At 46.1% G+C, this 13,340-nt stretch carries 8 protein-coding genes; all 8 read right to left on the bottom strand.

Annotation, left to right across the window (positions count from 1 at the left end; translation table 11 throughout):
• Positions 1-83: 83 nt before the first annotated feature.
• Entirely contained in the window at positions 84-635 is a 552-nt protein-coding gene (locus HXT36_RS05800) for a YbhB/YbcL family Raf kinase inhibitor-like protein (protein ID WP_016636093.1), read from the bottom strand.
• A 512-nt stretch (positions 636-1,147) separates the two neighbouring features.
• Positions 1,148-2,335, bottom strand: a complete 1,188-nt coding sequence (locus tag HXT36_RS05795) for a DNA polymerase III subunit delta' (protein WP_421778753.1) — start codon at positions 2,333-2,335, stop codon at positions 1,148-1,150.
• An 18-nt stretch (positions 2,336-2,353) separates the two neighbouring features.
• Positions 2,354-3,064: a dTMP kinase gene (gene tmk, locus HXT36_RS05790; RefSeq protein ID WP_421778752.1), complete on the bottom strand. Its 711-nt coding sequence runs from the start codon at positions 3,062-3,064 to the stop codon at positions 2,354-2,356.
• A 20-nt stretch (positions 3,065-3,084) separates the two neighbouring features.
• The gene (topA, locus tag HXT36_RS05785; protein WP_421778751.1) at positions 3,085-5,997 is read right to left on the bottom strand and encodes a type I DNA topoisomerase; all 2,913 of its coding nucleotides are present in this window, start codon (positions 5,995-5,997) and stop codon (positions 3,085-3,087) included.
• A 192-nt stretch (positions 5,998-6,189) separates the two neighbouring features.
• A complete protein-coding gene (locus HXT36_RS05780) occupies positions 6,190-7,284 on the bottom strand; it encodes a phosphatase PAP2 family protein (protein ID WP_421778750.1) in 1,095 nt (364 codons plus the stop codon).
• A 213-nt stretch (positions 7,285-7,497) separates the two neighbouring features.
• Positions 7,498-9,276: a cellulosome anchor protein gene (locus HXT36_RS05775; protein ID WP_421778749.1), complete on the bottom strand. Its 1,779-nt coding sequence runs from the start codon at positions 9,274-9,276 to the stop codon at positions 7,498-7,500.
• Between the two features lie 213 nt (positions 9,277-9,489).
• Positions 9,490-11,325 (bottom strand): CAP domain-containing protein, encoded by a 1,836-nt coding sequence (locus HXT36_RS05770; RefSeq protein WP_421778748.1) that lies wholly within the window; start codon positions 11,323-11,325, stop codon positions 9,490-9,492.
• Between the two features lie 428 nt (positions 11,326-11,753).
• On the bottom strand, positions 11,754-12,941 hold the full coding sequence (locus HXT36_RS05765) for a hypothetical protein (protein ID WP_421778746.1): 1,188 nt from the start codon (positions 12,939-12,941) through the stop codon (positions 11,754-11,756).
• Positions 12,942-13,340: the final 399 nt, after the last annotated feature.

Below are 13,340 nucleotides of genomic sequence, written 5' to 3'. Positions count from 1 at the left end.
GTAAGCTGCTTGCGATTTGCCAGCGCGAAGTCATATAAAGCCTAAATCCTATACTCTAAACCTTAAGCTCTAAACCTTAAACTCTATGCTTTTCCTCGCAAATATAATCCGTTAACGTCTACATACGACTTGCAATGCCTAATCTCGTTCATCATCTCGTTAAGGTAAAAGCCCTCTTTAAGATTTGCAAGAGGCTCTTGCGTGCCGAACACTTCTAGCATGTAGTCATGATCCTTGTCTGGCGGCTGCGGGCCATTGTAGCGCATTGTAATCGCAGGGTCCGTGCATCCAACAAATCGGCTAGCTTGCGAGTTTCGCCCTTGTACAACTTCTGGAATCATGGTTGGCATTGTGCGAGAAAAGTCTTGCGGAATTTGCAAAGCGCGCGAGTCGTTAAAGTCAAACATAAGCGCTTCCACTGGAACATTTGCTACAACCCAATGAATCCACTGGAATCCGCACACTGGTATAGCGTCGTCGTCTACAAATCGCCAATGCAAGTAGTGCACAAAATCAGGCAACTTGTCTACATAAAATGGAAAAGATACGACTGGAACGCCGTTAATCTTGTTTTCTTCCGGCGCAGCTTTTGCAAAGTTGTCTGGAATAGTGGTGAAATCTGTAGAAATATTCATAATTTAAGTATCTACTACCGCTGTGACTATACGAAAAAGCAGATCATGTCGCTCGCGCGGTCTATGCACTAAAAAGCGCGTAGAAAAACTTCCGCACTTTGTACCAAATTTGACCTAAAAATGGTACAAAACCCGGAATTATTTTCCGCACTTTGTACCAAAATCGACCCAATTTACGTACAAAAAGCGGAAAATCGTTCGAGCGCGGTTACGCCAAGCTAGGTAGAGATTCGAGATTTTTTGCAGCGGATGAAGCGAACCTCAGCGCCGAAGGTGGTGATTCGCTGAAGTAGCAAGAAAAATCGAGAATCTCGGCGATAAAAGCTACGCAACAGTCCTAGATATCCAGAAGGTTTGATGTATTTCTCTACGAGCAATAAATAGCGCCGTACTAAAACCTAAAACCTTAGAATATTAACGTTCATAAACTATACGCAAAAGTGCGCGTCACTTGCGAGGAGAGAAATACTCAAACCTCGCGCAACACCAAATAGGAGAATCACTCGCGCGCGTTAAAGCGAGCAGAAAAGTGCTTCAAAAACAAGCGTTGCGTTTCCATTGCCAGCAAGCCGCTTTTTAGCCACCGAAAGCGCATCAAGGCATTTAAGCGCGCGCTCTGCTGTAATTTTTTTAGAAAGCTGCATAATCTCTGCTTTAAATTCTTGATTCACAAGTGGCGTTTGTAATTGCGCATTGTTTAACACAACAAGCACATCTCTGTACACGCTGCAAATCGCATCTATTGCGCGGTTTAGAACATCTCTGCTTACGCGAGTCACTTTGCGCTTAACGTCGTCTTTTTTGCCAATCGCATTGTATGCGCTACGAATTTTAGGCGGAATTTTATCTGTTGGCTTAATGCCATTTATGCGCAAAAACTCGCTTTGCTCGTCTTCCACGCACTTTTGCACCTCTTCTTCTGCCTGCGCTTTAGCATCTTCGATTAGCGTTTGCGCAAGCATAATCGCATCTATTGCGCTGCTAATGCGCAAAACGCTAGCAACAAGCTCTTCTCGCCCGCTTCGAGCACGCTCGCTTGTAGCATAAAGCATTGCCAAATCAACGTTTCCTTGCGCAATTCGTGCAACGCTCTCCGCTGTTTTTGCATCAACGTTCGAGCATTTTTGCACGTATTCTTGCACATCTTGGTCGCTTGGTTGCACCAGATTCACTATTTGAGACCTGGAACGAATTGTTGGCAAAACATCTGCCGCGCTTGCAGCGCAAAGAATCCATATTGTGCGAGGTGCTGGCTCTTCGATTTCTTTTAGCAAAACGTTTGTTGTTCGCTCAAGCATGCGCCCAACGTCTTCGATTATTATGATTCGCCACGGTGCAACACTTGGCATTTGCTCGGAAATTGACACAATTTCGCGCACTTCGTCAATGCTTACTGTAACTTTGTCTGTGCTTAAAATGTTTACGTCTGGGCTTGTTCCAGCTAATACTTCACTTGCGATTTTATCTGTGTTGATTTGAGGATTTATTTGAGTTGCGGAGTCTTCAACGGCGCGGAAGCTTGCGACTTTTCCGCTCGATTGCAATGCTGCTGCAAACGCTCTTGCTACTTTTGCGCATCCAAATCCCGAAGCGCCGCAAATAAGCCACGATTGCGCGATTTTGCTTGAATCGCCTTGCGCTACTTTTTTAAGACGCTCAACAACTTGCGCTTGACCAACTACCGATTCCCAAACGTCCATTGCTAAAATCCTAGAGTCCTAAAATCCTTGATTTTCTGCGGTTTCTGGCGATTTTTCGTCACCTATTCCAGCATCATCCATCAACTCGCACACATCTTTAGCAATCAACTTCGATAAGTCGCAAGCTGGCAAAGTGGCGTCTAAAACGCAAAATCTTTGCGCGTTTTGTTTAGCAAGATCCAAAAACGCTTCACGCGTTCGGCGTGCAAAATCAAGCCCTGCACTTTCCATGCGATCCGCCTGCCCATGCAATCGCACAGCAGCATCTTTCTCGCTCATATCTAGCAAATACGTGCGATTTGGCCAAAGGCAATTAGACGCCCACTCGCTTAAATCACGCACGTCTTGCATAGTGAGTTCGCGCCCACCCGATTGGTACGCTAGCGAAGAATCAATGTAGCGATCCGTTATAACAACCGCACCGCGCCGCAACGCTGGAATAATGATTTGCGCAGCATGTTGAGCGCGATCTGCCGCAAAAAGCAAAGCCTCTGCACGCGCAGAAATCGCTCCGCCGTGCAAAAGAATATCTCGCAACTGTTTTCCTAATTGCGTGCCGCCAGGCTCTCTAGTCACAACAACCTCAAGTCCGCGCGCTTGCAAAAAATCGCGCAAAGCTTCAACCTGCGTGGTTTTTCCAACGCCATCTATGCCTTCAAAAGATATAAAAACACCCTTAAGACCATTGTTTAAGCCGCTAATCCCGCTGTTTTTAACACATATAGCCATTTTGCATACCTCTACCAGGTTTACTCGGCTTTAGACGTGGACTTTTTTGCTGTGCTCTTTTTTGCAGCAGGCTTTTTAGCTGCCGTTTTCTTAGCAGCCGTCTTCTTTGTTGCCGTCTTCTTAGCAGCCGCTCTCTTGCGCTTTACAGGCCCTGCCGCTCGCTTTTGCGCCAAAAGCTCAAACGCAACTTGCGGCTCAATCGACTCAGGCGTGTATTGCTTTGGAAGCGTGCGATTTGTAACGCCATCCGTAATATAAGCTCCGTAGAAGCCGTCTTTAATTACAACTGGCTTGCCACTTTCTGGGTCTTCTCCAAGCTCCCTAAGTGGCGGTTTTGCAGCTCCACGCGTGCGCTTGCCGTACTTTGGTTGCGCAAAAAGCTCCTTAGCTTCGTCTAAAGTCACGCTAAAAATCGCGTCTTCGCTTGCAAGTGAGCGGTTATCTGGCTTAGAATCCGCAGCCGAATCGCCAGAATCCGTTCGCTCGTAAGTCTTAGTCAAATACGGGCCGTATCGACCATTATTTGCCTCAATCCTTGCGCGCTTAACCTCGCCCTGCTCGTCAACTTCTTCTACAACGCCAACTAATCGCGGCAAATTCAAAAGTTTCAAAGCGTCTTGCAAAGTTATTGTTGCAGGATCCATTGTTTTGAACAAAGACGCCATCTTTGGCTTAGCTTTAGCAGTCTTCTTGGATTTTGCAGAAGACTTTGCAGATGACTTTGCGCCAGTTTTAGCGGAATCGTCGGTTGCTTGCGACTTATCCTCGCCCGAATCCTCATCCGCAGCCTCAACAAGCGCAACATACGCTCCAAAACGCCCATTCCTAACTTCTACACTGCCGCCAGTTTGCGGATCTGTTCCCAAAATGCGCGGGCCGTCAGAGTTGTTTTCAATCAAATCTCGGGCAACCTGCTCGCTCAACTCGTCTGGAGCCAATGTGCTTGGAATCGAAGCTCTGCGCGCATTGCCCTCTTCGTCTAGATTCTTAGTATCTTCCAAATATGGGCCGTATCTGCCTACGCGCACGTGCAATCCGCCGCCAATATCAATCGTGTTAATCTCTCGAGCGTCAATCTCGCCAAGCTGATCAACCTGCTTTTGCAAGCCTTCACGCATTGCAAAGTCGCCAGCAACCGCAGAATCGTTAGCAGCCGCAGAATCGCCAGCAGCCGCCGCATCATCTCCAAAGTAAAACTTGTAAAGCCAATCCTTACCAGCTTCCTCGCCATGCGCAATGCGATCCAAGCCATTTTCCATGTCTGCCGTAAACGCATAGTCAACGTAAGTTGGGAAATTAGATTCCAAAAGCTTAATAACAGCAAAAGCAAGCCAGCTTGGAATCAACGCGCGCCCACGCTCATACACGTATCCGCGGTCAATAATCGTAGAAATAATGCTAGCGTAAGTAGACGGCCTACCAATCTCCTTAGCTTCAAGCGTTTTAACTAAAGACGCTTCCGTATAGCGCGCTGGCGGCTGAGTTTCGTGACCATCCGCACTAACTTGCAAAGCTTTAAGAACATCGCCATTAGCCATAGGCGGCAAAGCCTTAGACTGCTCGTCTTCGCTAAATCCGCCAAACACCTTCATAAATCCAGCAAACTCGATAACGGTTCCAGAAGCTTGGAAATTAGCCGTTCCAAAGCTGCCAGCTAAAGCGTCTAGCTTAACTGTAGCTGTAAAACCAGTGGCATCCGCCATTTGAGATGCAAGCGTGCGCTGCCAAATAAGCGTGTAAAGCTTAAGCTGATCGGCAGGCAGCACGCCAGCCAAATCCGCAGGATTCCTAAAAGTAGATCCAGCAGGACGAATACACTCGTGCGCTTCTTGAGCGCCTGCAGAAGTCGTAGCATACTGCTTTGGAGAATCCGCTAAATACTCGCTGCCAAAACTAGACTTAACGCAATCTCGAGCCGCAAAAATCGCCTCTTTAGAAAGCGTTACAGAATCCGTACGCATGTAGGTTATATAACCGTTTTCGTACAAAGATTGGGCCGCGCGCATAGTTTGGCGAGAGCTCATAGACAAGCGGTTTCCAGCAGTCTGTTGAAGAGTAGACGTTGTAAACGGAGGCAACGGGCGGCGGCGATACGGCTTAGTGTCCATTGAGTTTACAACAAAATCGGCCGCGCCAAGGATTTGTGCAATCGCGCAAGCGTCTGCCTCGCTTAAATAGTGCGCTAAAGCAGATTCGCCCTTGGCTTTTTGAAGCTCTCCAAGCGAATTAAAATCTTTAGAACCAGCCAAACGCGCTCCGTTTAGAGCCGTCATTCGCGCCGTAAAATCAACGCCGTTTGCACTCAAATCCGCGCAAACATCCCAGTAGCTTGCTTTTCTAAACGCCATTCGCTCGCGCTCGCGCTCAACAATCAAACGCGTTGCAACCGATTGCACTCGACCAGCCGAAAGCCCTGGCCCAACTTTACGCCACAAAACTGGCGAAAGCTCGTAGCCGTACAATCTATCCAACACGCGGCGCGTTTCTTGCGCGTCAACCATGTGGTTGTCAACGTCTCGCGTGTTAGCAAGCGAAGCTTGAATCGCGGGCTTTGTAATCTCGTGAAACACCATGCGCTTTACTGGCACTTTTGGCTTAAGCGCTTGCACAAGATGCCAAGCAATCGCCTCTCCTTCGCGATCCTCATCAGTCGCAAGGAACAACTCGCCCGACTTTGCGAGCGCAGCCTTTAAGTCCGAAACTGTTTTCTTTTTATCTGCGCCAACAACGTAGTATGGCTCAAAACCATTGTTTACATCTACGCCAAACTTGCCAAATTCCGCCTTTTTAGCGGCTGGCACCTGGCTTGGCTGTGCTAAATCGCGAATATGGCCTACAGACGCCATAACCGTGTATCCGCTTCCAAGATATCCGCCTATTTTACGCGCTTTAGTGGGAGACTCCACAATGACAAGCTTGTTCTGCTCTGTCATACTCTCTCCTTTCATTCAGATGCATTCTATATGCAATTCCGCGCTTTTATTACTAAAATCCACGCCAACTCTAACGCAATACGCGTTGCAAATTCTGCAAAATCAACAAAATCAAACTTTGCGAAATATCAGCATATACTCCTATATATACCACTTTAATTATTTTTTATTCAATTTTACTTATTTTTTTATTTAATTAGACGATAGCATTTTTAACAAATCGCTTTCATTAGACTGACTTTGCTCATCGCTTTTTGATGGTGCAGCAGGAGGAATAGGAGGCGCTCCCACTAATCCGAGTCTGCTTAAAGGAGCGGCCGCGCATTGCTTAATAACCATTAAAACGCCGAAGGTTAGGCTACACGCACCTGCAACAGCCCAATATGTTAAAACGTGCGAAATGCCAATCGCCCATTTTGCGCCCAGCTCAATGCCTGGCATGATTTGATAAAACATGTATGCAAAATACGCTATGCAAATAACGCCCATTGTAATCATTGCGCTTCCAACAATTTGCACGCTTATAGACGACTTTCTGCGACCAGGCAAATCCATTGCAGAACCGCGCGTAAAAGCCATTACAGCACAAGAGATTGCGCCCACTATTAGTACCGACATTACAACGTCTGCAGGCCTATGCCAGTGGCCTCCCATAAGTGCCACAGCCAGCAAAAACGTTATTAACGCTGCTCCAGCTGCAGCCCATGCTCTAAACGCGCGAGACGCCGCGCAAACAAGTATTGCGCAAGCAGCCGCCATTAAAAGAGTGTGGCCAGAAGGTGCGGAATTTTTTGCAAGAGTAGCAATGTTTACAAGCATTTGTCTAGGAAGAACGCGTTTTAATGGCTCTGCAGCAAGCGATAGCACGAATATTGCGCAGCATTGTGCAATCAGCAACCATCGTTTTCTTATGATTGATATTATTAATGCCACAACACAAATTAGTGCAGATAAAACTATAACGATTATAGAACTTCTAAGCGGCGCTAAAATTGCGGCGAATGTTGGCGGAATGGCACTATATCCAAAAGTGCTGATTACCATTTCTTCGTACGATTGGCCGATTGGTGTTCTAACAGCTAGAAGCCATACAGCACTAGCAGATGCAGCAAAAATCAATGCGAATATAGCGCATAACACGATTGTTGATATTCTAGGACGATTCATCAATGGATCGAGCTTAGAAATATCTTGGTTAGCTGCGCTGCTTTGAGAGTTTTGGCTATTTTGGATATTTTCGCTAATATCGCTAATCTGGCTGCCTTCTAATAGACTCATACCAAGCATTTTATCAAACAACACTCCATATGCTACATAGTGCTATTCCTCACGACTATTAATAGCCGTGAGGAATAGCACGCTCTAAGCGCACAGGCAGGTCATGTTGCTCGCGCGGATTAGCCGCGCTCACGTCTTCGCCGCGCGTAAAGTCCACTGGACTTTACGCTTAAGCGGCTCAGCGCTTTGAAGGAGCTTGAAATGCGTTATGCAATTTCAAGCTCAGTCAAAGCGCCGAGCGTCTACAGCGTCGAAGTTGTAATCAAACGTAAAGTCACTTGGCGTTACGTTTGAATCAGAATCACTAGAAGGCGCTTCATCAAAGTTTGGCGTGAAGTCAAAGTCAGACGGAGTATAAGTATCCTCACTTGGCGTCACGTCAAAACTTGGAGTGAAATCAAAATCAGACGGAGTCTCCTCACTTGGCGTCACGTCAAAACTTGGAGTGAAATCGAAATCAGACGGAGTATAAGCATCCTCCGAAGGAGTCACGTCAAAACTTGGAGAGAAGTCAAAGTCAGAAGGAGTATAAGTATCCTCAGAAGGCGTCACATCAAAACTTGGAGAGAAATCAAAGTCAGACGAAGTACCAGTCTCATCCGAAGGTGTCACATCAAAGCTTGGAGTGAAGTCAAAATCAGAAGGAGTATAAGTATCCTCAGACGGAGTTACGTCGAAACTTGGCGTGAAGTCGAAATCAGACGGAGTATAAGCATCCTCCGAAGGAGTCACGTCAAAACTTGGAGAGAAGTCAAAGTCAGAAGGAGTATAAGTATCCTCAGAAGGCGTCACATCAAAACTTGGCGTAACGTCGAATGAAGGCGTAACGTCATGCTCAACACCTGGCTCCTCCGAAGGCGTCACGTCCGAAGCGTCAGGCGCAGCAATCGCAGCGCCACGCGAAATATCACCAACGCTCTCGCCCTCTTTATCAACATTTATTGTGGTCCATCCAAGCTGCCTTCCGTCCTCGCCTACAAGCAAAAGCGTATATAAGCCGTGGCAGCCTTCTGGAATTGAAACACTAACAGTCGAATCATCAGAATAACTTGGATTATTACCTATAAGCATATTCCTGCTATTCGAAAAATCCCCGTCAGTCAACAATACTGGTTTTTCGCCGTATGCATCCTCAGAATCGTCTACACTGCCCTTATAGAGGTATGCGCAAGCAAGAATAGGATGCGACAATACTATTCTTCTTGTTTTAAACGTAACTAAGCTAGGCATTCCAGCTTCTGCACCAACGATTTTATCTAAGACTAAGTTGCCTTTTAAGTCTGGATTAACATCACTCAACGACGCAGGTGCTGGAACAATAAAGTCATCAACATTATCAAAACGTGACTCAAAGCCATTTAAGTACGAAAGATCATAATTGCCAAACTTAGATTTTGTAGGAGTTGGGTCTACAAAACTGTTTGACTTTGGATTTTGCATGCCATCCGTAAGAACACGATTCGAATATGCAATTCCAATATATGGCTGCATAGTAGTTCTAATAAAAGAACGCATATCTTTTGTAAGATTTTTGTATGCTTTCTTCAACTCTTCTGGGCTTTTAGCTGCATCAATATGCTTCCAGTTCTTTTCAAGCAAATACCAATCATAATTCGAAAAATTACCAATAAGCCTATAACGATAGTCACACTTTCTAATTTCCTCTTTTATTGAATTAAGAAGCTTTTCGCTAGCAGCATCAAGCTTGCCAGTTTTGCTTGCCATTCGCGTATTGTTAGATGCCATCAACATGTCGTAGTACAGCTGGAATGCAAACACTTCCTCTCCCATTGGATCCTTATCCACATTGCCATTCTTATAGATAAGGCCAACGCCATCCGTTGTGCCATAAAGCTTTGCAAGGTTAACATTCGTGCTTCTTTGAACACTTGCGTACGAGTCAGCAAACGCAGGCGCGCCCGCAATAAAGCAAGGAGCCGCCATCGAAAGGCCTGCTACCACTAACGCAATCTTTTTTGCGACTAAAGTTTTATTTTTCATAATATTCTTTCTTTTCTTATCTACGATTTTTGATACGATAACGCTTTTTAGCTCTAAACGGCGTGTCTAACAACAAAAAGCGGAATAGATGATCATGTCGCTCGCGCGGATTAGCCGCGCTCACGTCTTCGCCGCGCGTAAAGTCCACTGGACTTTACGTTTGAGCGGCTCAGCGCTTTGAAGGAGCTTGAAATGCGTTATGCAATTTCAAGCTCAGTCAAAGCGCCGAGCGTCTACAGCGTCGAAGTTGTAATCAAACGTAAAGTCACTTGGCATTACATTTGAATCAGCGTTTGAATCAGAATCACTAGCTGGCGCTTCATCAAAACTTGGCGTGAAATCAAAATCAGAAGGAGTATAAGTATCCTCACTTGGCGTTACGTCAAAGCTTGGCGTGAAGTCAAAGTCAGAAGGAGTATCCTCAGACGGCGTCACATCAAACGAAGGAGAGAAGTCAAAATCAGACGGAGTATAAGTATCCTCACTTGGCGTCACATCAAACGAAGGAGAGAAGTCGAAATCAGAAGGAGTATCCTCAGACGGCGTCACATCAAAACTTGGCGTGAAGTCAAAGTCAGAAGGAGTATCCTCACTTGGCGTCACATCAAAGCTTGGCGAGAAATCGAAATCAGAAGGAGTATAAGCATCCTCAGACGGAGTTACGTCAAACGAAGGAGTGAAGTCAAAGTCCGAAGGGGTCACATCCTCGCTAGGAGTTACGTCAAAGCTTGGCGTGAAATCGAAGTCTGAAGGAGTATCCTCACTTGGCGTTACATCAAAACTTGGAGTGAAGTCAAAATCAGAAGGAGTATAAGTATCCTCAGACGGAGTCACGTCAAAGCTTGGCGAGAAATCGAAGCCAGGAGTCACATCCTCGCTAGGAGCTACATCGAAGCTTGGCGTAAAGTCAAAGTCCGAAGGAGTATAAGTATCCTCAGACGGAGTCACGTCAAAACTTGGAGTGAAATCGAAGTCAGAAGGCGTCACATCAGGTGTCACGTCAGGAGTCACGTCAGGAGTCACATCCGAAGGCGTCTCCTCCGAAGGAACAGGCGCAGGCGCAGGCGTAACATCACTTGGCGTCACGTCACTTGGCGTCTCCTCGCTTGGCGTCACATCATAAGGCTGCCCATTAATGTATGCATTAATAAGCTTTTGGTACTCGTCCAGCGTAAATGGCGCCTTATTTCCTTCCAAGTAGCTAGCTGGAACAGCTTCCCAAGATATAACAGTGCCGTACTCGTTGCTAATGTTTCCGCTAGTAAGACCCATTGCCGTAAGCGTTGGATTAATGAAGTTTAGGTAGTGGCCAAACTCTCTATAATAGCCAGAATTTATTCCGCCAACAGACATACCCTTAGCTATAAAGTCATCATACTTGGCTTTTTCGTCAGTAATCCACATTTTCATTGCGCCAGTCATGGTATCCGTGGTGCTGCCGCCGTCGTAGGTTCCGCTATCGTATGGACCCCAAGCCAAATTTTCAAACGTCTTATAGTGCATTGCGTGGTCAAAAATATTGGCAGAATAGAACGCGTCATTTATTGCTACTGCCGTCGTATAAAGACTTACGCCAAGAGGATTAAGACCACGACTCTTGCGATACTCGTTAATCGCGCGCATATACGATATTGAATTATTCAAGCGAGTAATGTTATCTGGAGAGTCTTCGCCACTATTAAGCTTTACTTTTGAATCGTACCAGTTTGGCTTTTCTGTAAAACCATGCAATATTGCAAGAGCTTTAGCTGCATCATCGCGCTGAGCACGCGTAAAGGATTCATTATCCATTACGCTTGCAAAAAGCCCACTAGCAGTGCTTTTTGCGCTGGTGCTATCGTAACTGGTTGCTGGGTGCGCGTAGCTAGATACTGTTACATCGCTAGCAAAAGCGGTGTTTGCAGTAGCTCCAAACATAGAAACCGCTGAACCAGCCAAAATTGCGGCTACGGTTGCAGCGGTGAATTTTTTAGAAAATGAACTGAAAGAGTTGTTAGAAAATGAATTGAAAGCCATTTTTTCGGCAGATTTTGGAGTTTGCTTTTTCATGGATTCTCTCTTTTACTATAGGGGTTTACTATAGGCTTTTACTATAGGCCTTTACTACAGAGACAAATAACAAAAAAGCTTTCGGCTTTGAATGCCCCTAGTAGCAAACAAAACCGAAAGCAACACGCTCAACACCTAAAACACACTATCTAACGCTAAAACTCCAAGAAGAAAGAAAATTAATAGCAAATCAGAGTTTAAGCAATTAGTAAGCACGCAATTGGCATATCAGCAAGGCGCTTCCCTACAAAACCCCTTACCAACCGTTGAGCGCAAGTATAAACGCTCTTAAATTTCGAGCCGAGGGTATTTATCTAGCTGCGCAATTAGCAACGCGATTAACAATGCAATTAATAATTACTACTAAGCGCATCAATCGCAATGCTTAAACTACGCAGCTAGACAAATTTAGTTTTTACACTTTTAGCTTAGTGACGAGCCTTGCGAACAGCAGCACCCATGCCAGCAAGCATAGTGGCAGCCAAAGCGGTCAAAGTTACGCCAACACCAGTACCAGTGTGGGTGTTACCGCGCTTGTCCCTGTCCTTCTTGTTCTCAACCTCAGCCTTAGAACCAGCAGCGGCAGCACCATTAGCAGCGCCAGCCTTACCTGGCTGAGCACCTGGCTTTACAGCACCTGGGGCAGTGTGGCCAGCAGCGCCTGGTGTAACGTGGGCAACGCCTGGCTGGTAGTTAGCAGCAAGTGGCTCTAAGTCATCTGGCAAAGCATAGCCAGCAACCAAAGCAGCATTCTTATCCTTAGCAGCCTTGAATGCAGTCTTGTAAGCAGACCAAGCATTGTGAGCAGCGGTAAATGCCTTTCCAAGCTCGTCCTTAGCCTTGTTGTAAGCCTTAGTAGCGTCGTTTACTTCTTCAGTAGCGTCCTTAACAGCCTTACCAAGTCGAGCCAACTCAACCTTATCTGCTTTGGTATACTCGTCATGAGCAGTCTTGAAGCTTGCAAGAGCAGCATTTGCGCTATCAAGCTTGGCTTGAGCAGCCTTTACATCAGAGTATGCAGCATCGAACTTGGTGTAGGCCTTCTCGAGCTTGCCGTTAGCTTCGTCGAAATCAGCGCTGGTCTTTACCAAAGCAGCCTTAAGAGTGGACTCAGATGGGTCAGCTGGCTTGACTGGATCCTTGTAGTTGGTAAGAGCAGTCTGAGCAGCAGTCAAGGCAGCCTGAGCGGTCTTAACATTCTCAGCAGCCTTAGCAGCATCAGCGGCTGTAGTCGTAACGGCAGTCTGCTTATCCAAGAACTTCTGAAGAGTGTTTCCCTCTTCTGTTGTCAAAGCAACAGAATCATCCTTAGCATATACATGGGTTGTTTGATCTTCCTTAGCGCCCTTTGGAGCACCAGCAGTCTTAGCTGCACTCCAATCATTGGAAGCATCCGCAGCCTTCTTATCAGCCTCAGCCTTAGCAGTATTAGCCTTCTCAAGACCAGCTTCAGCGGTCTTAACAGCAGCCTGAGCCTTCTCAAGACCAGTAAGTTCCTTTTCAGCTTCCTTCTTAGGAGCCTGAGCATCAGCAGCGAACACTGGGGTTGCCATTGCGAAGCCAGCAAGCAAAGTTGCGCCAGCAGCGAAAGCGGCGATAGCCTTCTTATTCATCATTTTATTTCCTTTCTTCTTCTCCCCCACTCGCAAAGCGAACAAGTCGCAATGCGGCGAGGAAAATATAAAACGCGCGTTTACGCATTCCACCAACGGTTATCCACCGTGTGATGTTGCTATTAACATACCCCCCCCCCGTTTGAAAAAGTCAAGCCCCAGCCACACGTGCTAAACCGAAAAAAATGATGTTATACACAAACTAATCCACAATAAAGGCCACATTGCCGTAAAATTTGTGGATAAACAACACTTAAACCGTAAAAATACGCATTTCAAGGTTTTTGAAGAATTTTCCCAGGTTTTTTTAAGGAAAGCTTTTCGCGCGTGTCGCAAAACAAAAACTGTAGTGCGTTTGTACTGAATTTCAGCGTTTTTTAATACAAACGCACTACAAGGTGC

Origin of the sequence: Gardnerella sp. DNF01144 (assembly GCF_049244245.1) — a bacterium.
GTDB lineage: Bacteria > Actinomycetota > Actinomycetes > Actinomycetales > Bifidobacteriaceae > Bifidobacterium > Bifidobacterium piotii.
Note: the sequence above shows the minus strand (reverse complement) of the source record. Positions and strands in the feature narration are given on the sequence as shown.

Excerpts from the sequence above, each read along its gene's own strand:
- HXT36_RS05800 (WP_016636093.1), bottom strand. The coding sequence starts at position 635 with ATGAATATTTCTACAGATTTCACCACTATTCCAGACAACTTTGCAAAA.
- HXT36_RS05795 (WP_421778753.1), bottom strand. The coding sequence starts at position 2,335 with ATGGACGTTTGGGAATCGGTAGTTGGTCAAGCGCAAGTTGTTGAGCGT.
- tmk (WP_421778752.1), bottom strand. The coding sequence starts at position 3,064 with ATGGCTATATGTGTTAAAAACAGCGGGATTAGCGGCTTAAACAATGGT.
- topA (WP_421778751.1), bottom strand. The coding sequence starts at position 5,997 with ATGACAGAGCAGAACAAGCTTGTCATTGTGGAGTCTCCCACTAAAGCG.
- HXT36_RS05780 (WP_421778750.1), bottom strand. The coding sequence starts at position 7,284 with ATGCTTGGTATGAGTCTATTAGAAGGCAGCCAGATTAGCGATATTAGC.
- HXT36_RS05775 (WP_421778749.1), bottom strand. The coding sequence starts at position 9,276 with ATGAAAAATAAAACTTTAGTCGCAAAAAAGATTGCGTTAGTGGTAGCA.
- HXT36_RS05770 (WP_421778748.1), bottom strand. The coding sequence starts at position 11,325 with ATGAAAAAGCAAACTCCAAAATCTGCCGAAAAAATGGCTTTCAATTCA.
- HXT36_RS05765 (WP_421778746.1), bottom strand. The coding sequence starts at position 12,941 with ATGATGAATAAGAAGGCTATCGCCGCTTTCGCTGCTGGCGCAACTTTG.